Below are 20980 nucleotides of genomic sequence, written 5' to 3' on the forward strand. Positions count from 1 at the left end.
GATTGTCATGACCGTCGCAAGATCTTCATGGATGAGGATCGGGGCGGACCCGGCGCGGAGTCAAGAGTTGGGAAAGACCGACTGGTCGGAATCGCCTTTCAGGCGGGGGGACTTGACGGGTCAGAGGCGGTAACTGCGCAGTTTTCGGTAGAGAGTTGCCCGTCCTATGCCGAGCGCCGACGCCGCTCGCGCCTTGTTCCCGCCGTGCCGTTCCAGGGCCTGGAGGATGGCCGTGCGCTCGGCGTCCTCCATCGGGCTGAGCGGGCGGTGGGCGGGGCCTTCCCTGACCGCGTCCGGGAGTTCGGCCCTGCGGACCGGGCCGGTGAGACGGCGTTCGTGGGCCAGCGCGTGGACGACGTGGGCGAGTTCGGTGAGGTTGCCGGGCCAGGGGTGGCGTTCCAGGGCGCGCAGGGCGTCGAGGGACCAGGTGAGCGGGGGCTGTCCGGGCGGTGGCTTCGGGGCGACCTCCTTGACCAGCTCGGCGATGTCCGCCGGGCGTTCGCGCAGGGCGGGGAGGGTGACCGAGCGGGCGGCGAGGACGTCGAGGAGGCGCTGGAGGCAGGGTCCCGGGGGCGGGCCGGGGGTGTAGGTGACGTAGAGGGGGGCGGCGGGGTGGGTGTCGAGGAGGGAGTTGAGGGCGGCGGTGTCGGAGGGGGCGAGGCGTTCGGCGTGCCGCAGGAGCAGGGGGTGACCGTCCGTCAGTTCCGCGAGCGCGTCGCCGAGTTCGCCCTCGGCCGCGTCCACCGCCTTTATGCCGGGGGCGAGTTCGCGGGCCAGCGCGGTCTTGCCGGTGCCGCGTTCGCCGGTGATCAGCAGCGGGGGCTGGGTGCGGCAGGGGGCGGGGACGTGCTGGGCGGGGAGCGGGCCGAGGACGGCGACGACCCCGACGGTCGTCTCGCCCTGGCGTACCGGGGTGAGGTCGACTCTCCGTCCCGCGACCGTCAGCCGCCGGGCCTCGGGGTCGCGCAGGGCGGTGCGTTCGAGGTGCTGGAGGTCCTCGGGGGTGAGGGCGCGGGCGGCCGTGTCGTCGACGAGCCGGCTGTGACCGCCGAACGCCGCGACCGGGCGGTCGCCGGTGCGGGTGGCTGAGTGGGGGGCTGCGTGGGCGCCTGTGCGGGCGGCCAGGTAGGCGTCGAGGAGGAGGCGTTCGGGGGTGGTGGAGCGGGCGACGAGTTCCGCCTCGATGGCCGCGGCTGCGGCTTCGGTGAGGGCGGCGGAGGGGTGGGGGGCCGGCGGGTGGAGGGCCGGCGGGTCGGCCTCGGAGAGGCACGTGCCGCAGGGGTGGGCCGCGCAGCCCTCGCGGAGCCGGGTGGCGACCGTGACCGTGCCGGTGGGGCGGGTGGTGCCCGGGGCGTGGACGGGGGTGCTGACCGCCGAGACGTCCTGCCAGTCGTCCAGGAAGTGTTCGGGGCCGTGCACCTCGGCCCGCCGGTCCGTGCGCAGGGCGAGGGCGGCACTGTTGGGTCCGACGCGTTCCTCCGAGAGGTCGGCGTACGGAGCGTGGTGGTCACCGGCGCTCCACAGCACGCGCAGCCGGTTGTCCGTGAGGATCAGCGCGGAGCGGCCGTCGAGGGCGGGGGCGAGCCGGTCCAGCACGGGCCGGGCCGCCGCCAGCAGCGGGCCGGCGCCCGCGGGCTGCGGCTCACCGCCGGTCGCGTCGTGCCGTACCCCGTGGAAGCGGGCGCGGCGCCAGGCGGAGACGACGTCCTCCGGGAGACCTTCGGGGACGGGTCCGCCCGCCAGGAATCGCTCCCGGGCGTCACGGAGCCGGGTGAGGGGCGGGAGGTGTTCTGCGGTCGTCATGGCACTGTTCACCGTACCGGGAACGGTTGAAGGAGCAACGAGTGGTGCCGAACGCCGTCCCGGGGCGGATTCCGGCGGCACCGGATGCTGGAGCCCTCGCGCACAGCTCCGGTGCCGCAGGACGGGTCCTCACTCCGGCGGAGTGGGCATGTCCGGTGACCGGTACATCGCCTGGACGTCCAGCTCCAGCTGGACCGTCGGTCCCACGACCGCGATCCCCCGGGCCAGCATGGAGCGCCAGTTGAGGGTGTAGTCCTCGCGGTGGAGCTCGGTCGTGGCGAGGGCGGCGCAGCGCAGTTCCTCGCCGTAGCCGCCGTTGACGGTGCCGAGGTAGGTCGTGTCGAGGGAGACCGTGCGGCTGACGCCGTGCATGGTGAGGGTGCCCTGGAGGACCCACTTGCTGCCGCCCCGGTAGGCGAACCGGGTGCTGCGGTAGTCGATGTACGGATAGCGCTCGACGTCGAGGAAGTCCGCCGACCGCAGATGGTTGTCCCGCGTGTTGTTGCCGGTGTTGATGCTGTCGGCGTGGATACGGACCTGCACGCTCGACTCGCTCATGTCCGGCGCGACGCGTATCGCCCCGTCGAACCGCTCGAACCGCCCGTGCACATGGGCCATGCCGACGTGCTTGGCGATGAAGCGGATCGCCGTGTGGGGCGGGTCGAAGGCCCACCCGCCGGGCGGCGGCAGCGGCAGCTGGCGCGCGGGCTGGAGCCGGACGAGGCCCGGCGCCGGACTGTGCCCGCCGACCACGTCGACCGTCTCCCGGTGCGGGCTCAGCCCCTCCGCGATCGCGAGCATGCTGTAGCGGCCGGGCGGCAGCACGGCGACGAAGAACCCGTACGGGTCCGTGATGCCGCGCGCGGCCACCTGGTGCGTGTCGAGCGCGGTGATCGTCACCTCGACCGCGCCCATCGGCTGGTCCACGGGGTCGACGACCGTCCAGCCGACCGAGCCCGCACCCGCCGGCAGCGCGAGCCTGAGCCCGGCGTCGGCCGCCGCCGCGCCCTTGTCCCGTCGGCGCCGGAGCAGTCCGAGGGCCATGTTGTGTCACCTTCCTGAGTTCCTGAATGTGTTCCGCGAGCCCGTCACGGCGCTCCCGGTCCCGCGAGCGCGCCGCGCCCCCCTCTCACGGCACGCGAGGCTCCCGCCCCTCGAACGCGCCGCGCAGGATGCCCAGCACGCCCTCGGCGGTCACCGCGCGCGGATTCGGTACGGCCGTCCCCACGGCCAGTTCCGCCGCGCGCCCCAGATCCCCCTCGGCCAAGCCGAGTTCACCCAGTGACCTGGGTGCCCCGAGCCGGCCGCACAGTCCCCACAGCGCCCCCACCGGGTCCGCCGACCCGAGCGCCCGCCCCAGCCGCTCCGACGCCTCGGGCGCGGCGGGGAAGTTGAAGGCGAGGACGTACGGCAGCAGCACGGTGTGCGTCTCGGAGTGCGGCAGCCCGAAGCTCCCGCCCAGCACGTGCGCCAGCCGGTGGTGCAGCCCCATGACGGTCGCCCCCAGCACCGCCCCGCACAGCCACGCCCCGTACAGCGCCCGTCCCCGCGCCGCCGAGTCCCCGGGGACGGCGGCCACTTCGGGGAGCGCCCCGGCCATCGCCCGCACCCCCTCCTGCGCCGTCAGCAGCACCAGCGGCGACACCCCGGGCGAGTAGAGGCCCTCGGCGGCGTGCGCGAGCGCGTTCACGCCGCTCGTCACCGACAGGGCCACCGGCATGCCGACGGTCAGTTCGGGGTCGTACACCACGCTGCGCGGCAGGACCGCCGGATCGCGGCCGGTGCGCTTCACGCCGTTCTCGGTGAGACCCCACACGGGCGTCATCTCGGAGCCGGAGTACGTCGTCGGCACGGCGATCAACGGCAGTCCGGCCCGCAGGGCGAGCGCCTTGCCGAGGCCGATCGCCGAACCGCCGCCCACGGCCACGCACCCGTCCGCGCGGAGGCGTTCCGCCGACTCGACGGCCCGTTCGGCGACGTCGACGGGCACATGCATCCGCGCCTCGGCGTGCACCCCCACGCACACCGGCCCGAGCGCCCCGGCGACTCCGTGCGCCACCTCCGCCCCACGCGGCCCGCTCACCACCAGCACCCGTTCCAGGCCGAGGCGTTCGACCTCGCCCGGCACCGCGCTCAGCGAGGCGCCGGAGCGCAGCACGACCCGCGACCCCGGCACGTCGTGCACGAACTCCACGCCGCTCACCCGGCGTTCAGCACGAGGTCGAAGCGCGCGTGCCGGAAGGGGTTCGCCACCCCGAACTCCCCGGCGAGTACGGGGTCGTCGGTCTTCGCGAAGTCCTGCACGAGGCTCGACTTCACCGCGAACACCGCGTCGGAGTCCAGGTATTCGCCGTCCGCGACGAAGATGTGCGTGGTGACCGGCGCGTGTCCTTCGGCGGAGGCGATGAAGTGGATGTGCGCGGGCCGGTACGGGTGCCTGCCGGTCGCCCGCAGCAGCGCGCCCACCGGTCCGTCCGTCGGGATCGGGTACGCGTTCGGCACGCACGTCCGGAACCAGAACCGTCCCTCGCCGTCCGCCGTGAACAGCCCGCGCCCGTTGCCCGGCGGCTGGACGTCCGGCTGCTGGACGTCGTAGAAGCCCTCGGCGTTCGCCTGCCACACGTCGAGGACCGCGCCCGGCAGGGGGGTTCCGTCGGCGGACAGCACCCGGCCGCTCACCACGCACAGTTCGCCGGTGCCCGACAGGTCGATGTCGGCGCCCAGTTCGCGTACCGGGGACTCGGTCATGTGGAACGGGCCCAGGACCGTCGACTCGGTGCCGGGTCCGGCGGCCTCGTTCACCGTCTCGACCAGCATCGACACCCCGAGGACGTCCGAGAGCAGGATGAACTCCTGCCGGGTGTCCGTGCACGCCTGCCCGGTCGCCGTGAGGAAGCCGACCGCCCGTTCCCACTCCTCGCCGGTCAGCCCTGTCTCCCGCACGAACGCGTGCAGATGCCGGGTGAGGGAGCCGAGCAGCTCCCGCAGCCGGGGATCGGGCGCAGCGGCGAAGCTCCCGACGACGGCACTGGTCAGTTCCTCGGCGGGAACGGACGGCTCGCCCGCCCGCGCCCCGGATTCCGTACTCATACGACCGACTCCCTCAACGCCGCCCGAGCACCCGCCCGAGCGCCTCCGACAACCGCCGTCCAGCATCCTCCGCCGCGCCCGCGTACCGGAACGCGACATACCCGTCGGGCCGCACCAGCAGCACGCCCGCGTCCGTGATCTCCCGCAGCCGCGCCCAGTCGCCGTACGGGTCCTCGTACTCCCGGCCGGGGCCGATCACGACGCAGGCGAGGCCCAACTCGGCCGCCGCGTCGGCCCAGTTGTCGCCGCCGATGCCGGTGATCACCGTGAAGCGGCCCTTGCCGACGGTGTCCAGGGTGGAGAGGGTGCGGGTGCCGGAGGTGAGCCAGGCGTGCGGGAGTTTCGCGCCGGGGCGGGAGGACGGCTGGTGGTGGAGCTCCGGGTCCCGGTCGAAGCCGGGGTCGGGGGTGCCGTCCGGGACGACCGCGTCGGACGTGTAGCGCTGGTTCAGGTCGACGCCGTGCGCGTTGAACTCGTACGCCTTGAACGCGATCGCCTCGCGCAGCCGTTCCCGGCGTTTCTCCGCCGCCGCGCCCGTGTCCTTGCGGGAGTCGATGTTGGCGCGCAACTGCTCCGGGGTCTGCGGGGCGAGCAGGTCGAGCGCCTCGAAGACGGGGGCGGTCTCGCCGATCGACTTGTTGGCGCGGGTGACGATCTGCCGCCCGACCGGGGCGCGTTCGGCGCTGTAGGTGTCGAGGAGCGCCGGGCTCGCCGTGCCTTCCAGGACGAGCTTCAGCTTCCAGGCCAGGTTGTAGGCGTCCTGGATGGAGGTGTTGGAGCCGAGGCCGTTGGACGGCGGATGCCGGTGCACGGCGTCCCCGGCGCAGAACACCCGCCCGCTGGAGTAGGTCTCCGCGTACAGGTCGTTGACGGTCCACGCGGACGACGACTTGACCGTCACCGGTATCTCGTCGTCGCCTATCAGCTTGCGGACGACCGACTCCGCGTACTCCGTGGTCAGGTCGGGGGCGCCCGCTGTCACGTCGTACCCCCACACGATCATCCACTCGTGCCACGGCCGTACGCAGCGCACCAGGCCCGCGCCGATGCCGCCGACCGTGGCGCCCGGGGTGAGGACCCAGTACAGGGTGGAGGGGCGGTGGGCGGTGTACTTGGTGAGGTCCGCCTCGAAGACGATGTTGACGCTGCCCGCGACGCCCATCCGGCCGACCGTCGGGAGCCCGGCGTCCTCGGCGACCTGCGAACGGCCGCCGTCCGCGCCGATCAGGTACTTCGCGCGGATCGTGTACTCGTCGCCGCGCACCCGGTCCTCGACGGTGACCGTCACGCCGTCCTCGTCCTGCGTGAACGACTTGTAGACCGTGCTGTACCGGAAGACCGTGCCCCGGGCGATCGCCGCGTCCACCAGGACCGGTTCCATCAGGTGCTGCGGCATGTCGCACATGCGGGTGGGGCTCGCGAGGTCGTGGGCGGCCTGGACGAGGGGGTCGTTGCCCCAGGAGCGCAGGCGGCCCAGCTCCTCGCCGGCGAGGCTGGTGCAGAACGTCGTGTTGCCCATCAGGTGCTGGGGGGTCGCCTGCGCGATCACCTCGTCCTCGACGCCGAGATCCCGCAGCACCTCCATCGTGCGCTGGTTGGTGATGTGCGCGCGGGGCGTGTCCGCGAGGCTCGCGTACCGGGTGACGACCATGTTCGCCACACCGTAGGTGCTCAGCGCGAGGGCCGCCGAGGCGCCGGCGGGGCCGCTGCCCACGATGAGGACGTCGGTGACGACATCGGGCTCGACGGTGTGCACGGGGACGCTCCGGGGAAGTGAGGGGGATCTTCCAAGATCATGAACCGGAGCGGGGACGGGTGGGTGTCTCAATGCGAGACAGTGAGCGGGCCTGCGGCACCGTGGTGCCGGGCGCCTCGGTCAGGTCCGCCGGGGCGCCTCCCCCTGGATCTCCGCCTCCGAGTGCGTCAGGAAATCGCTCACCATCCGCCCGAACAGCGCCGCGAGCCGCCCCCGGTCCTCGGGGGACCACTCCGCGAGGGCCTGGTCGATGCTGCGGCGGCTGACCTCGCGGACGCGCTGGGCCGCTTCGCGGCCGGAGTCGGTGAGGTGGACGCGCTGGGCGCGGCGGTCGTCGGGGTCGGGGGTGCGGACGAGGTAGCCGGCCTTCTCGAGCTGCCCGAGCTGGCGGGTGACGTGGGACGCCTCGACGGAGAGGCGGGCGGCGAGGACGCCGGGGCGCTGCGGGGCGGGGTCGCTGGAGAGGTGCCGGAGGATGCCGGCCGCCGCCCGGTCCAGCGGGACACCGCTGGCGGCCATGATCTTCTCGTGCCTGCGCATCCGCCCCGAGTGGACTGTGAGGCGGTTGAAGTGGCGCTCGATCTCCGTGACCTCTCCGGAGGCCGGGGACGGGGGTGCGGGCGGCGTTGGGGTCATGCGGGCAGTCTACCCGTTAGTTGCGTAACTTAAGCAACACATACACCGCCCGGCCATCACCGCCACCCGCACTCCTCACCCGAATCACCCATACTCCACGCGCGCCCCCATTGAATGATTGATTCAACGTCAATACCATGCGTCGATGGATTCATTCACCCATGCGCTACGCAGGCGACTCCCCCTCGCACTGCTGCTGGCCCTCGGGCTGACCCTCCCCACCACTCCCCCCGCGTCCGCGGCCCCCACCCCGCTCCCGCAGATCTGGCCCACCCCGCAGCACCTCACGGCCGGCCGGGGTTCCCTCACCGTCCCCTCCCGGGTCGTGGAGGTCGTCGGCGAGCACACCGACCCCGCCGCCCGTCGCCTCGTGGAGGCGACCCTGCGCAAGGCCGGCGCCGACCGCATCCTGACCGTCACGGCGGGAGAGCGGGTCCCGCAGGCCGCCCTCACGGTCTACCTCGGCGGCCCCGCCGAGAACCCGGACACGGCCCGCGCCCTGCGCCGCCTGCACGCCCCCTCCCCCACCGGCCTGCCCGCCGAGGGCTACGTCCTCGCCTCGGGCCGCGGCACCCTCGCCCTCTCCGGCGTCTCCACCGCCGGCACGTTCTACGCCGCCCAGACCCTCCGCCAGCTCCTCACCGGCAGCCGCCTCCCCGACGTCACGGTCCGCGACTGGCCGACCGCCAGACTCCGGGGCGTCATCGAGGGGTTCTACGGCACCCCCTGGTCGCACGCCGACCGCCTGGCCCAACTCGACTTCTACGGCCGCACGAAGCAGAACGTGTACGTCTACTCCCCCAAGAACGACGCCTACTTGAGGGCGCGCTGGCGTGACGAGTACCCGCCCGCGGCCCTCGCGAGCCTCAAGGAGCTGGCCGACCGGGCGGCGGACAACCACGTCCGCTTCACCTACGCCCTCTCCCCCGGCCTGTCGGTCTGCTACTCCTCGGCCGCCGACATCGCGGCCCTGGTGAAGAAGTTCGCCTCGCTGTACGACATCGGCGTCCGCTCCTTCGCGATCCCGCTGGACGACATCAGCTACACGAAGTGGAACTGCGCCGCCGACGAGACGAAGTTCGGCACGGGCGGCGGCGCCGCGGGGACGGCCCAGTCGTACCTGCTCAACGAGGCGTGGGCGGCGTTCAGCAAGGGCCGCTCGGGGCTCGGCCCGCTGGAGATGGTCCCCACCGAGTACTCCGACCTCGCCGACAGCCCCTACAAGACGGCGCTGCGGGAGCACCTCGGCAAGGACGTCGTCGTCGAGTGGACCGGCACCGCCACGATCCCCGCGGTCATCACCACCGCCCAGACGGAGCAGGCCCGCGAGGTGTACGGCCACCCGGTCCTGATCTGGGACAACTACCCGGTGAACGACTACGTCACGAGCCGTCTCCTCCTCGGCCCGTACAACGGCCGCGAACCCGGCGTGGCGAGCGCCGCCGTCGGTGTCACCGCGAACCCGATGGTCCAGGCGGAGTCCAGCAAGCTGGCCCTGTTCACCTCGGCCGACTACCTCTGGAACCCGCGCGCCTACGACCCCCGCAAGTCGTTCCTCGCCTCCGTGCGGGACCTCGCGGGCGGCCCGAAGGCGGAGAGCTGGCTGCGGATCTTCGCGGAGAACAGCTACTCCTCCGCCCTCAACACCGCCGAGTCCCCGGCCCTGACGAAGCTCGTCGCGGACTTCCGCGCGACCGGCGACCGGAAGTCCACCGAGGCCCTGCGCGCCTACTTCACCGCCATGGCCGCCACCCCGGCCCAGTTGCGCGCCCACCTCGCCAACCCCGGCTTCCTCAAGGAGAGTTCGGCCTGGCTGGACAAGCTGGGCGCGTACGGCACCGCCGGGCTCACGGCGATGGACCTGCTGGCGGCGCACCAGGCCGGTGACGCCGACGCCGTGTCCCGGTACTGGAACCGCCTCCAGGACGAACGCAAGGCCCTGGACGCCGTGCCCCAGCAGGTCGCGCCCGGCGTCATGGACCAGTTCCTCTTCCGCGCGACCCTGGACAACGCCCCCGACCCCGGCCCCGACGCCGCCTTCTCCCCGACGTCCCTCTCCCTCAAGCCCGGCGCGACGGCGACGGTGAAGCTGACGTTCTCCGAATCGGGCCCGGCGAGCTGGAAGCTGACGGTCCCGGCGGGGCTCACCGCGACCCCCTCCAGCGGTACCGGCGCCACGGCCACGATCACCCTCACGGCCAGCACGGACGCCGCCCCGGGCGTCCGCTCGGTGAACGTCTCCGGCGCCCTCCCCCGCACCCTGCCCGTCCGGATCACCGACGGCACGGGCACCTCGCGCGCGCTGACCGCCAACTTCAGCGGCGCGTCGGTCAGTTCGATCGACCTCGGGTCCGGGAAGAGCACCGAGATCAAGACCGGCGCCAACCCCGGTGAGGTGATCGTCGGCCCGGACGGCCGCACGGCCTACGCGGCGAACCAGGGCGCGAACACGGTCAGCGTCATCGACGTCTCCACCGGCACGGTCACCGCGACCGTCCCCGTCGGCAAGGTCCCGGCGGGCCTCGCCCTCACCCCGGACCTGAAGACCCTGTGGGTCGCCAACTACACGGACGGCACGGTCCAGCCCGTCGACACGGCCACCCTGAAGCCCGGTACGCCGGTCAAGGTGGGCAAGGGACCGGAGAACCTCGCGGTCACGCCCGACGGCAAGACCCTCTACGTCCCCAACATCCAGGCCAACACGGTCACCCCGGTGGACCTGGCGACGGGCAGGGCGGGCACGGCGATCAAGGTCGGCCCCCGCCCCTTCAACGTCGTCGCGTCCCCGGACGGCGGAACGGTCTACGTCTCGAACTCGGGCGGCTCGTCCATCACCCCCATCGACACCGCCACGAACACCGCCCGTCCCACGTTCCTGGTCACCGGCCAGGCGTACGGCCTCACCCTCTCCCCCGACGGCCGCACCCTTTGGGTCAGCGCCAGCACCGGTGACACCGTCACCCCGGTCGACACGGTGACCGGCGCCCCGGGCACCCCGGTGACCGTCGGCCGCTCCGCGTTCGACGTCACCCCCGACTGGAACGGCGCCACGGTCTACGTGACCACGGCGGACGGGAACCAGCTCGTCCCGGTCGACACGAGCACCGGCAAGCCGGGCACCCCGCTGCCGACGGGGGCGTACCCGTTGGCCGCGGCCGTGACCGGGGTTCCGGTGAAGTAGGCGCACGCAACAAGGGGGGCGCCTTCTCCGAAGAGAAGGCGCCCCCCTTCTGTCATCCGGTCAGCTGGCCGTCCGCCGAATCCGGCCCTCGTACCGCTTCTCCAGCTCAAGGTTCCCCTCGAAGCCCCCGGGCACGTTCGCCGAGACGTACACCGGCGGCCGGTCGCCCGACGCGATGAGCTGCCCGGCCGCCTCGGCGACGGCCATCTGGACGAGCATCACCCCGGTCAGCGTGGACAGCGCGCAGACCGCGCCGCCGTCGGGCAGCGGCAGCAGCGCGTCACCCCGGGGGGCCGCGTTGTCCAGGACGACGTCGGCGAGATCCGCGAGCTTCTTGCCGCTGGGGTGCTTGGCCGGAACCGCCCGGGTGTGCGCCAGGGACGTGATCGCGAGGAGCTTGTGGCCGTGCTCCTTCGCCTGGAGGGCCATCTCGACGATGACGTTGTTGACGCCGGAGTTCGAGACGACGACGAAGAGGTCCTGCGGCCGGGGTGCCGCGAGGCCGTACAGGCGGGCGGCGATCCCGGGCTCGCGTTCGAGCAGCGGGTCGTCGAGGGCGCTGGGCGCGTCCCCGCCGAAGAGGACGAGGTCGGGGACCTGGAGCCGGTTGGTGGGCACGAACCCGCCCGCGCGGCCCGCGAGTTCGAGGACGAGCGCCTGGGAGTGGCCGGTCCCGAACGCCTGGATCACCCCGTCGGCGCGGACGCAGTCGGCGATCAGGCCGGCGGCCCGGGACACGTCGGGCCCGGAGGTCTCGACGAGGCGGGAGAGGGTGTCGAGCCCCTCCCTGGCGAAGCGTTCCGCGTTCACGGACTCGTTGGCGGACTCGACGGTCACCTGGGCACTCCCCACTGATTGATGGCTCAAACCACCCTGTGATAGCAAACAGGTGAATCAATAAATCACAGAGACCGGCTCACCGGCAATGAGGCGTCCCGCTCGGTCCTGGTATTCATCCGGCCGTCCAGTCGGTGGCTGATACCTTCTCCTCATGCCCACGACCGACGTCACCACACTGATCCGCACCGAGTTGCCCCGGCTGGCCGGTTCCCTGAGGAAGGTCGGCGAGCTGATCCTGGAGGACCCGGCCGCCGTCACGCACTGCTCGGCGGCCGAGCTGGGCCGGCGCACCGGCACCTCGCAGGCGACGGTGACCCGGTTCTGCCGGGCGATCGGCCTGGACTCCTACCAGCACCTGCTGATCGAACTGGCCCAGGAGCGCGGCCGGGGCGAGGCGTCGGACTGGGGGACGGCGGAGATCGGCCCGGACATCTCGCCGGACGACAGCCTGGAGCGGGTCGTCCAGGTGGTCGGCAGCGCGGACCTCAGGGCGATCCAGCAGACGGTCGACCGCATCGACCTGGACGCCCTGGAACGCGGCGCCCAGGCCCTGGCCAAGGCCCGCCGGATCGACGTGTACGGCGTCGGCGGCAGCGGCGCGGTCGCGCAGGAGACGGAGACGCGGCTGTTCCGCATCGGCTGCGCGGTGCGCGGCTGGACGGAGGTGCACGGCGCGGCGACCTCGGCGGCCCTGCTGACCCCGGCGGACGTCGTGATCGGCATCTCGCACTCGGGGTCGACGCGGGAGACGCTGGAGCCGTTCGAGATGGCGAAGGAGCGCGGCGCGACGACGATCGCGCTGACCACGGACCCGCGTTCGCCACTGGCCCGCGCCGCCGACATCCGGCTGATCTCGGCCACGTCCGAGACGAGCTTCCGGACCGGCTCCATCGGGGGCCGGCACTCGGTCCTGATGATCGTGGACTGCCTGTACGTCCGGGTCGCGCAGCTCTCCTACCAGCGGGCCAGCGCCTCGCTCGCGCTGACCGACCACATCGGTCCGCAGCACGCGGTGAAGGTGCGCCGCGCTCGCTGATCATGCATGGATGAACCATCATTGGCGCCAGGAAGTGGTTGATTGAACCACCGCTCGATGCCACTATGAGGCTCCCTCGATCTCCCGTAGGAGCCCCATGCGTGTCATCTCCGCCGAGTCGACCGAGCTGTTCACCGGTACCGCCGAGCATCCCCGTCAGGTGGTGGCCGTCGAGATCGGGCACGAACCCGGGCGGCAGGTCCGGCTGACGCTGGCGGGCCCGGACGTCCGGGCGGCCGAGGAGCCGCTCGTCACCGTCGGCGAGGACGGCACCGTACGCGCCGAGATACCCGTGCTCGCCGAGGGCCTCGCACCCGGCGACCGGCGGGAGATCACGGTCACCGCCGAGGACGGCGGGCTGAGCGCCGAGCACACGGCCGAGTTCACCGCCGCCGAGCCCGGCTGGACGATGTTCATGGTCAGCCACTTCCACTACGACCCCGTCTGGTGGAACACGCAGGCCGCCTACACGGAGACCTGGGACGTCGCCGACGACGCGGCGAGCGGCCTGCCGGCCCGCACCTTCGACTCGCGCGGCCAGTCCGGGATGAGCCTGGTGCGCGCCCACTGCGACCTCGCGCGGCGCGACCCGGCGTACACGTTCGTCCTCGCCGAGGTCGACTACCTCAAGCCGTACTGGGACTCCTTCCCCGAAGAGCGGGCGTTCCTGCGGGAGTTGATCCGCACCGGGCGCATCGAGCTGATGGGCGGCACCTACAACGAGCCCAACACCAACCTGACCGGCGCCGAGGCGACCGTCCGCAACGCGCTGTACGGGGACGGCTTCCAGCGCGGGATCATGGGCGCGGACCCGGACACCGCCTGGCAGTTGGACGCCTTCGGGCACGACCCGCAGTTCCCGGCCCTGATGGCGGACGCGAACATCTCCACCAGCTCCTGGGCGCGCGGCCCGTTCCACCAGTGGGGTCCGACGCTGTCGGTGTTCGGCGAGGAGCCGCGCGATCCCCAACGCATGCAGTTCCAGGCGGAGTTCAACTGGATCGCCCCCTCGGGGCGCGGCCTGCTGACCGCGTACATGGTGAACCACTACGGCGCCGGCTGGGCCATCGACAACGCGCCCACGCTCCCCGAGGCCGAGCAGGCGGCGCTGAAGCTCTTCAAGGGGCTGAAGAAGGTCGCGCTCACGAAGAACGTGATGCTGCCGGTCGGCGGGGACTACGCGCCGCCGTGCCGCTGGGTGATGGGCATCCACCGCGACTGGAACGCCCGTTACGTCTGGCCGAGGTTCGTCAGCGGCATCCCCCGCGACTTCTTCGCCGCCGTCCGCGCCGAGCTGGAGAGCGAAGGCCGGGTCGCCTCGCCGCAGACCCGGGACATGAACCCGGTCTACACCGGCAAGGACGTCTCCTACATCGACACCAAGCAGGCCCAGCGGTACGGCGAGTCGCTCCTGTCGGACGCCGAGTCCTGGGCGACCCTCGCCACCCTCCTCACCGGCCGGCCCTACCCGGACGCGGCCCTCGACAAGGCGTGGCGCCAACTGGTCTACGGCGCCCACCACGACGCGATCACCGGCTCCGAGTCGGACCAGGTGTACGTCGATCTCCTCACCGGCTGGCGGGAGTTGTACGACCTCGCGCGCGACGTCCACGCGGACGCGACCGACGCCCTCGCCTCCCAGGTCGTGTCGCTGCCCGGCGGCGCCCCGGACCTCGTGGTGTTCAACTCCTCGACCTGGAGCCGGCACGACGTCCTCACGGTCGACGACCCGGGACTCGTCCCGCTGGACGTCACCGGCCTGCCCCTGCCCGCCGTGCGCGGGAACGGCGAACTCAGCGTCGTCGTACCGGACATCCCCGGGATGGGTCTCAAGGCGCTCTCCCTGGCGGAGGGTTCGGTGCCGGGCTGGACGGCGGCAAGCGGGACGACGATCCGCAACGCCCACTACGAGGTGACCGTCGACCCCGCGCGCGGCGGCTGCGTGTCCGGTCTGCGGGCGCTCGCCGAGGGCGGGCGGGAGCTGCTGCGGGCCGGGGACATCGGCAACGAGCTGGTGGTGCAGGAGGAGTACGCGCGCCATCCGCGCTTCGGCGAGGGGCCCTGGCATCTGACGCCGACCGGCACGACCGTCGCGCGGAGCGGGGACGTCACGGCTGACATCGATGTCGAGACCTCGCCCGCCGGCTCCCGGATCACCGTGCGCGGCGACCTCGGGCTCTTCCGGTACACGCAGCGCATCACCCTGTGGACCGGCGTCGACCGGCTCGACATCTCGACGACCCTCGACGGGTACGACGGCGCCGACCGGCTGATCCGGGTGCGCTGGCCCTCGGACGTGCGGGGCGGGCTGCCGGTGCACGAGGTCGCCGACGCGGTCATCGGGCGCGGCTTCGGGTTCGTCGACGTGGACAGCGAGCGGTTCCCCTGGACCCTCGACAACCCGGCCAACACCTGGTTCGGCCTCGGTGCGACGGCCCGGGTCGCGGTCCACGACACCGCGGGGCAGCTCCTCGGCGAACGCGCGATCGGCGTCGCCGAGCTGGTCCACCCCGACTGGGACACCGCCGGCGAGCTGGGGACCCCGCTCGCGGCGGCCCTCGTCCGCGCCGGGGTGACGGCGACCTCGACGGTCGCGGGCGGGCAGCGGTACGGCGATCTGGAGGTCGACTCGAACCTCCCGGACATCCGGATCGCGGTCGGCGGGCCCGAGCGCAACGCGCTGGTCGCCGAGGCGCTCGGCTGGGACCCGGCGGCGGCCCGCGAACTGCGCCGGCAGCTCGCCGAGGAGGGGCTCGCGTCCGTGTGGGTCGCGCCGCGCGCCTCCCTGCGCGAGGAGTGGGTGCCCGGCGCGGACCTGCGGGACCTGGAGCGGCTGCCGCTGCTGGTCGTCGCGGGCCCGGACGCCGAGCAGGACGCGAAGGCCGTCGACGCGCTGGTCACCGACCTGGAGGACGCCGTCGTCCGGGCCACCGCCGCCGGGAACGGGGAGGCGCTGCCGCCCGGGGACGCGTGGGACGGGCGGAGCTTCGCCGTGCTGAACCGGGGGACGCCCGGGTGTGTCGTCACCTCCTCGGGCGATCTGTACATGTCGCTGATGCGGTCCTGCACGGGGTGGCCGTCGGGGATCTGGGTCGATCCGCCGCGCCGGACCGCACCCGACGGGTCGGGGTTCCAGCTCCAGCACTGGTCGCACACCTTCGAGTACGCGGTGCTCGCGGGTCCCGGGGACTGGCGTGCGCGGCGGCTGCCGCAGGCCGGGCACGCGTTCAACCGGCCGCTGACCGGGCGGGTACGGACGGCCTGCGAGGTCGTCACGGGGCTGCCCCGGGCGGCGACGCTGTTCGCGGTCGAACCGGAGGGGCGGGTGGTCGTCGACGCGGTGAAGCCCGCCGGGTCGCCGCTGGCCCGGGGCGGGTCCGAGGCCGTCGATCCGGGGCGGGGCGTGGTCGTGCGGGTGCACGAGGTGGAGGGGCGGGCCGTGCGGGCCCGGGTGACGGGGCCCGTGGAGTGGGAGTCCGCCGTCCGGTCCGACGTGCTGGAGCGGGCGGGGGAGGAGCTGGAGGCCGACTGGGGTGTCGGATTCGGGCTCGGCGGGTTCGAGGTGGGGACGGTGGTGGCGGTGCCCTCGGCCTCGGTACCGGACACGGGCGCCGAGCCAGTCGCCGGGCACGAGCCCGCACAGCCCGTCTACACCCGGTACTGGCTCCACAACTCCGGCCCCGCGCCGCGCGGCAACTTCCCCGTCGCCCTGTACCTCTCCCCCACGGCCCTCACCGTCTGCGGCCCGGTCACGACGACGGTCCGCGTCTCCTCGGAACTGACCGACGCGCCGGCCTCCGGCACCGTACGGCTGTCCCTGCCGGACGGCTGGACCGCGTCCCCGCCCGAAGTCCCCTACGACCTGGCCCCGGGCGGCTTCAGCCTCGCGGAGGTCACCGTCGTACCGCCGCCGGACCCGGCTCCCGGCCGGCACTGGCTCGCCGGGCGGCTGTCGTACGGCGGGCAGGTGTACGAGGACGTCGTCGCCCTCGACGTACCGGGCGAGGTGCCCGCGGGCGAGCCCGACGGCCGCACCGGGCCGACGCTGGTCACGTCTCTCGGTGTGGAGCGGGTCCGGGTGCGGCGGGGTGAACGGGTGACCGTGCCGGTGCGGCTGCGCAACACGACGCGGGGGACCGTGAACGGGCAGCTGTGGGCGGTGTCGGCCTGGGGGACCTGGGCGGGGGTGTCGCCGGGGCTGCAAGGGTTCGCGGTGCCCGCCGGGGAGAGCGTGGAGGCGGGGATCGAGGTGGACGCGTCGGCGGTGGCGCCGGGGGCGTACTGGCTGATGGCCAAGGTGGGGTGGCACGGGTGCGTGGCGTACACCGAGGCGGTCGTGGTGGAGGTGACGGAGTGAACGGGGAGGCTGTGGCGGCGGAGGACGCCCAAAACGTCGTCCCGCCCCCGGGAGGCCCCGCCGGCACGCCACCCCGGCCCCATGCCCCGCACCCGCACGACCACCACCCCCCGCACGCCGCCACCCTGGCCGGGGACGCCGTTCCCGTCGCCCGGGTGGACGCGCTGCTCGCGGCCGTGCCCGCGCGGGACCGGGTGACCCGCCCGGAGGGCCTCGCGCGGGACGAGCGGCAGCGCAGGCGGTGGGCGACCCAGGTGGTCGTCGTGGACGAGCTGGCGCGGCGGGCGTGCGAGGAGCGGGGGCTCGCGCCACCGGCGGAGCTGGCGCCCGGGCGGGTGCACGGGGTGTCCGGGACCGATGTCGCGGACCTCGGGAGCATCGTCGCCGTGGCGCTCGCGCACTCCGCCGCCGCGCGGGCGCTGCTCGCGGCGCTGGAGGGCGAGCAGCGGATCGCGGAGCCGGCCGTGCGGGCGTACTACGAGCGCAATCCGGACCGCTTCCTGACGCCGGAGGCGCTGCGGCGGGGCGTCGATCCGTTCCGGGGTGCGAAGGCGCGGGATCTCGTGCCGTACGCGCGCGTGCGGGACGGCATCGAGGCCGAGCTGCGGCGTGCGCGGGGCCGGCAGGCGTTCTTCGACTGGCTGGACCGGGAGCGGGCCGGCGTGGAGTACACGCACGGCCATGAGCACCCCGGCGACCCCGCGCACCCGGACCACGAGCACCGGCACTGACGGGCCCTCACCCGCCGCACAGCGAACGCCCCGGTAACGCACGGAACCGAAACGCAACACGCAAACCATTGACCTCCGATGAATTCTGGTCCACCTTTTCATCATCCGGAGTCGAACTTGGTGATTTGAACCAGCAGGAAGGCCCAGGCAATGCGCGCGAGAACACTGACCGGAACCATGACGGGCGTCGTCGTCCTGGCCCTCACCGCCGCGGGCTGCGGCCTCTCCGGCGGGGGCTCGGACGACAGCGGCGCCAAGGCGGGCGACTGTAGCGTCGACAAGGCGAACGTCGGCTCCGGGAAGCTCACCGGCGACGTGAAGGGCGAGATCACCTTCCAGACGACGAGCCTCAAGAAGGACTTCTCGAAGTACTTCAACGGCGTGATCGCGGCCTTCGAGAAGGCCAACCCCGGCGCGAAGGTCAAGTGGATCGACGACCCGGGCGACTCGACGTTCACCCAGCGCCTGGTGTCGGACGCGCAGGCGTGCACCCTCCCGGACGTCGTCAACATCAACGTCAACACCGCCGAGGCCCTCACCAAGACGGGTTACCTGCTGAACCTGGACCAGAAGGCGCCGGACGCCGGGAAGCCGTTCGTGCCGGGCCTGTGGGATTCGAGCACGTACACCGACGCGGCCGGCCAGAAGGTGCACAGCGTCCTGCCCTGGTACTCGGGCGGCATCGTGCAGACCTTCAACACCGACCTGCTGAAGAAGGCGGGCCTCGACCCGGCCAAACCTCCGACCACCGTCCTCGGCATGTTCGCCGACGCTGAGAAGATCGCGAAGGCGTCGGACGGCGACTACTACGCATTCCTCGCCAACCCGCAGCTGCGCATCCCGGCCGACTGGCAGCAGATGGGCGTCAAGGTCCTCTCGGACGACGGCAAGAAGTTCACGTTCGCCGACGACCCGAAGGCCGTCCAGTGGGTCGAGGGCATGACGAAGCTCTACAAGGCCGGCGCGATGCCGCGCGACTCGCTCTCCTCGAACCAGGACCCGTCGACGGTCTACGGCCAGGGCAAGCTGGTGTACGGCTCGTCGAACCCGAACTTCCTGCGGTTCATCGAGCAGAACAACCCGAGCGTCTACAAGACGACCGGCGTGGCCCGCTACATGCTGGACGGCCTCGGCCACACGGTCGGCGCCCCGCAGTACATCGGCGTCGCCTCCACCAGCAAGCGCGCGGCCACCGCGCTGGCCTTCGCGCAGTTCCTGACGAACGCGCAGAACCAGCTCACCTGGGCGAAGGACCCCAACGTCGTCATCTTCCCCTCCACGACCGCCTCCCTGGACGACCCGTTCTTCCAGTCGGTCACCGGTGACGACCCCTTCTCGCAGGCCCGCAAGATCGTCGCGACCGACCGCAAGACCGCCACGGCCGACGAGATCGCCCTCACCCCGGGCGAGCTGAACGCGGCGACCGCTCAGGTGCAGCTCGCGATGCAGGGCAAGAAGAGCGCCCAGGACGCCCTGAACGACGCGCAGAAGAAGATGAACGAGCTGATCGCGCAAGGTAGCTGAGCATGGCGTCCAAGACCCTGACCCCGGTGCCCGTCGCGGCACCGGGCCGTCCGGCCCCCGAACCCCCCTCCGGGGTACGGCGGCTGCTGCGCCGGATCAAGCCGGGCCCCACCGACGAAGCGGGCGGCGCCGCGCTGTACCGCCGCTGGTGGCTGCCGTGGCTGTGGATGTCCCCGGCGATCGTCGGCGTGACGATGTTCGGCGTCTACCCGTTCCTCAACACGCTGCTGCTGTCCTTCACGAACGCCAAACCGCTGGGCGGCGCGGCGGACTTCGTGGGCCTGGACAACTACACACGGATGCTGGACGACCCGGACTTCTGGCTCGCCACCCGCAACAGCCTGCTGTACGCGGTGATCGTCGTCCCGCTGATGGTGCTGCTGCCGCTGATGCTCGCGGTGCTGGTGGAGAAGAACCTGCCGGGCATCGGCTTCTTCCGCTCCGCCTTCTACACCCCTGTCCTCGCCTCCAGCGTGGTCGTCGGCCTGAGCTGGCAGTGGCTGCTGTCGGACCAGGGCCTGGTCAACACGTGGCTGGAGAAGGGCCACCTCATCAAGTCGGCGATCCCCTTCCTCTCCGACTCGTGGCTGATCCTGTTCTCCGCGATGGGCCTCACGATCTGGAAGGGCCTCGGCTGGTACATGATCTTCTACCTGGCCGCCCTCGGGAACGTCCCGAAGGAGCTGCACGAGGCGGCCTCGGTGGACGGCGCGGGGGCGATCCGCCGCTTCTGGAACGTCACGGTGCCCGGGGTGCGCACCTCGATGATGCTGGTCGGCACGCTCACCGGCATCGGCTCGCTGCGGGTGTTCACCGAGATCTACATGCTGGGCGGCTCGACCGGCGGCCCCGGCGGCGCCGACCGCACGCTCCCCTTCTACATCCGGGACGTCGCCCTCGACCCGCTCACCGGGAACGCCGGCTACGGATCGGCCGTCAGCGTCGCCCTGTTCGTCCTGACTCTCGGCCTCACGCTGCTCTCGCAGCGCCTCACGAAGGAGGACGAGTCATGACGACGGCCGTCACCCCGACCACCAAGCGCCGTCGCCTGATGCCCCGTTGGCGCGACTACGGCCGCCCGCGCGAACTGATCGTCCGCTACCTGCTCCTGCTGTTCGTCCTCGGCATCACCGTCGGCCCCCTCGTGTGGCAGCTCCTGTCGTCGCTGAAGGGCGCGGGCGAGGACGTGTTCGGCGCGAGCGCCTCGCTGTTCCCCCGGCATCCGACGCTCAACGCCTACAAGCAGGTCTTCGACCAGGTGCCGGTGTGGACGTACATCCGCAACAGCATGATCATCGTGGTGCTGTCGGTCGGCAGCCAGCTCATCTTCTCCACCCTCGCCGGCTACATGCTCTCCAAGCCCGCCTGGAAGGGCCGGGGGCTGGTGTGGGTGCTGCTGATGGCGTCCATGATGTTCCCCTTCGAGTCCATCATGGTGTCGCTGTTCCTGAGCATGCGCGACCTCGGGCTCGTCGACAACCTGGTCGGCGTCTGGCTGCCCGGCTTCGTCGGCACGATCAACGTCCTCATCATGCGCGCCGCGTTCCTCGCGGTGCCCCGCGAGATCGAGGACGCGGCGATGCTGGACGGCGCGGGCGAGTGGAAGCGGTTCCGGCACCTGTACCTGCCGTCCGCGTACGGCGCGATCCTCGTCGTCACCATCAACACGTTCATCAGCGCCTGGGACGACTTCCTGTGGCCGTTGATCGTGCTGCGCAGCGAGGACCACTTCACGCTCACCCTGGGCCTCTCGCGCCTCCAGTCGTCCTCGTTCGGGTACGACCAGCGCCTGGTGATGGCGGGGTCCGTGATCTCGGTGGTCCCGGTGCTGGTGCTGTTCGTCATCACCCAGCGCTGGTTCTACAAAGGCGTCTCGTCGGGCGCGGTCAAGCTCTGACAATCAAGGGGACGACGCTCAGCGCCTCGCGCGCGGAGCCGGCGACCCTGATCTCGATCTCCTCCGGCACGAACGCGTGGACGGACACCGCGTTCAGCATGACGAGGCACTCCCAGGAGGAGATCGTGG

Annotated in this window: 14 protein-coding genes; 7 read left to right on the forward strand and 7 right to left on the reverse strand. The window is 72.3% G+C overall.

Going from position 1 to position 20980, the window contains the following annotated elements; translation table 11 throughout:
• Positions 1-120: 120 nt before the first annotated feature.
• From ABZX85_RS21355 to ABZX85_RS21380, 6 genes are all read right to left on the reverse strand, one after another.
• Positions 121-1803, reverse strand: coding sequence for a helix-turn-helix domain-containing protein (locus tag ABZX85_RS21355; protein ID WP_355870682.1), 1683 nt, complete (start codon positions 1801-1803; stop codon positions 121-123).
• Between the two features lie 129 nt (positions 1804-1932).
• Positions 1933-2847, reverse strand: coding sequence for a YceI family protein (locus ABZX85_RS21360; RefSeq protein ID WP_355870685.1), 915 nt, complete (start codon positions 2845-2847; stop codon positions 1933-1935).
• A gap of 85 nt (positions 2848-2932) precedes the next feature.
• Positions 2933-3997, reverse strand: a complete 1065-nt coding sequence (locus ABZX85_RS21365) for a maleylacetate reductase (RefSeq protein ID WP_355870687.1) — start codon at positions 3995-3997, stop codon at positions 2933-2935.
• 5 nt (positions 3998-4002) lie between these two features.
• Positions 4003-4893, reverse strand: a complete 891-nt coding sequence (locus ABZX85_RS21370) for an intradiol ring-cleavage dioxygenase (protein WP_355870690.1) — start codon at positions 4891-4893, stop codon at positions 4003-4005.
• Between the two features lie 13 nt (positions 4894-4906).
• On the reverse strand, positions 4907-6649 hold the full coding sequence (locus ABZX85_RS21375; protein ID WP_355870692.1) for an FAD-dependent monooxygenase: 1743 nt from the start codon (positions 6647-6649) through the stop codon (positions 4907-4909).
• 120 nt (positions 6650-6769) lie between these two features.
• The gene (locus ABZX85_RS21380) at positions 6770-7285 is read right to left on the reverse strand and encodes a MarR family transcriptional regulator (RefSeq protein WP_355870695.1); all 516 of its coding nucleotides are present in this window, start codon (positions 7283-7285) and stop codon (positions 6770-6772) included.
• Positions 7286-7430: 145 nt separating this feature from the next.
• Here ABZX85_RS21380 and ABZX85_RS21385 point away from each other — a divergent pair, with 145 nt between their 5' ends.
• On the forward strand, positions 7431-10466 hold the full coding sequence (locus ABZX85_RS21385) for a beta-N-acetylglucosaminidase domain-containing protein (protein ID WP_355870698.1): 3036 nt from the start codon (positions 7431-7433) through the stop codon (positions 10464-10466).
• A gap of 60 nt (positions 10467-10526) precedes the next feature.
• Here the strand turns inward: ABZX85_RS21385 and ABZX85_RS21390 are convergent, their stop codons facing one another.
• Positions 10527-11303, reverse strand: a complete 777-nt coding sequence (locus ABZX85_RS21390) for an SIS domain-containing protein (RefSeq protein WP_355870701.1) — start codon at positions 11301-11303, stop codon at positions 10527-10529.
• A 154-nt stretch (positions 11304-11457) separates the two neighbouring features.
• Between ABZX85_RS21390 and ABZX85_RS21395 the strand changes: the two genes are divergently transcribed.
• From ABZX85_RS21395 to ABZX85_RS21420, 6 genes are all read left to right on the forward strand, one after another.
• Complete coding sequence (locus tag ABZX85_RS21395) at positions 11458-12342, forward strand: MurR/RpiR family transcriptional regulator (protein ID WP_355870704.1); 885 nt, start codon at positions 11458-11460, stop codon at positions 12340-12342.
• Between the two features lie 97 nt (positions 12343-12439).
• Positions 12440-16699: an NEW3 domain-containing protein gene (locus ABZX85_RS21400; RefSeq protein ID WP_355870707.1), complete on the forward strand. Its 4260-nt coding sequence runs from the start codon at positions 12440-12442 to the stop codon at positions 16697-16699.
• Positions 16696-17430, forward strand: coding sequence for a peptidyl-prolyl cis-trans isomerase (locus ABZX85_RS21405; RefSeq protein WP_355870710.1), 735 nt, complete (start codon positions 16696-16698; stop codon positions 17428-17430). The genes ABZX85_RS21400 and ABZX85_RS21405 overlap by 4 nt, the downstream gene beginning before the upstream one ends.
• Before the next feature lie 150 nt (positions 17431-17580).
• The gene (locus ABZX85_RS21410) at positions 17581-18954 is read left to right on the forward strand and encodes an extracellular solute-binding protein (RefSeq protein ID WP_355870713.1); all 1374 of its coding nucleotides are present in this window, start codon (positions 17581-17583) and stop codon (positions 18952-18954) included.
• Between the two features lie 2 nt (positions 18955-18956).
• Positions 18957-19967 carry a sugar ABC transporter permease gene (locus ABZX85_RS21415; protein WP_355870716.1) on the forward strand — a complete coding sequence of 337 codons (1011 nt, stop codon included), beginning with the start codon at positions 18957-18959 and terminating at the stop codon, positions 19965-19967.
• A complete protein-coding gene (locus ABZX85_RS21420; protein ID WP_355870719.1) occupies positions 19964-20851 on the forward strand; it encodes a carbohydrate ABC transporter permease in 888 nt (295 codons plus the stop codon). The genes ABZX85_RS21415 and ABZX85_RS21420 overlap by 4 nt, the downstream gene beginning before the upstream one ends.
• Positions 20852-20980: the final 129 nt, after the last annotated feature.

Source organism: Streptomyces sp. NPDC004539, from assembly GCF_040610055.1.
Taxonomy (GTDB): domain Bacteria; phylum Actinomycetota; class Actinomycetes; order Streptomycetales; family Streptomycetaceae; genus Streptomyces.

What these genes read in the sequence shown, in the direction of transcription:
- ABZX85_RS21385 (WP_355870698.1), top strand. Translation starts at nt 7,431, where the DNA reads ATGGATTCATTCACCCATGCGCTACGCAGGCGACTCCCCCTCGCACTG.
- ABZX85_RS21415 (WP_355870716.1), top strand. Translation starts at nt 18,957, where the DNA reads ATGGCGTCCAAGACCCTGACCCCGGTGCCCGTCGCGGCACCGGGCCGT.
- ABZX85_RS21400 (WP_355870707.1), top strand. Translation starts at nt 12,440, where the DNA reads ATGCGTGTCATCTCCGCCGAGTCGACCGAGCTGTTCACCGGTACCGCC.
- ABZX85_RS21395 (WP_355870704.1), top strand. Translation starts at nt 11,458, where the DNA reads ATGCCCACGACCGACGTCACCACACTGATCCGCACCGAGTTGCCCCGG.
- ABZX85_RS21410 (WP_355870713.1), top strand. Translation starts at nt 17,581, where the DNA reads ATGCGCGCGAGAACACTGACCGGAACCATGACGGGCGTCGTCGTCCTG.
- ABZX85_RS21420 (WP_355870719.1), top strand. Translation starts at nt 19,964, where the DNA reads ATGACGACGGCCGTCACCCCGACCACCAAGCGCCGTCGCCTGATGCCC.
- ABZX85_RS21355 (WP_355870682.1), bottom strand. Translation starts at nt 1,803, where the DNA reads ATGACGACCGCAGAACACCTCCCGCCCCTCACCCGGCTCCGTGACGCC.
- ABZX85_RS21370 (WP_355870690.1), bottom strand. Translation starts at nt 4,893, where the DNA reads ATGAGTACGGAATCCGGGGCGCGGGCGGGCGAGCCGTCCGTTCCCGCC.
- ABZX85_RS21380 (WP_355870695.1), bottom strand. Translation starts at nt 7,285, where the DNA reads ATGACCCCAACGCCGCCCGCACCCCCGTCCCCGGCCTCCGGAGAGGTC.
- ABZX85_RS21360 (WP_355870685.1), bottom strand. Translation starts at nt 2,847, where the DNA reads ATGGCCCTCGGACTGCTCCGGCGCCGACGGGACAAGGGCGCGGCGGCG.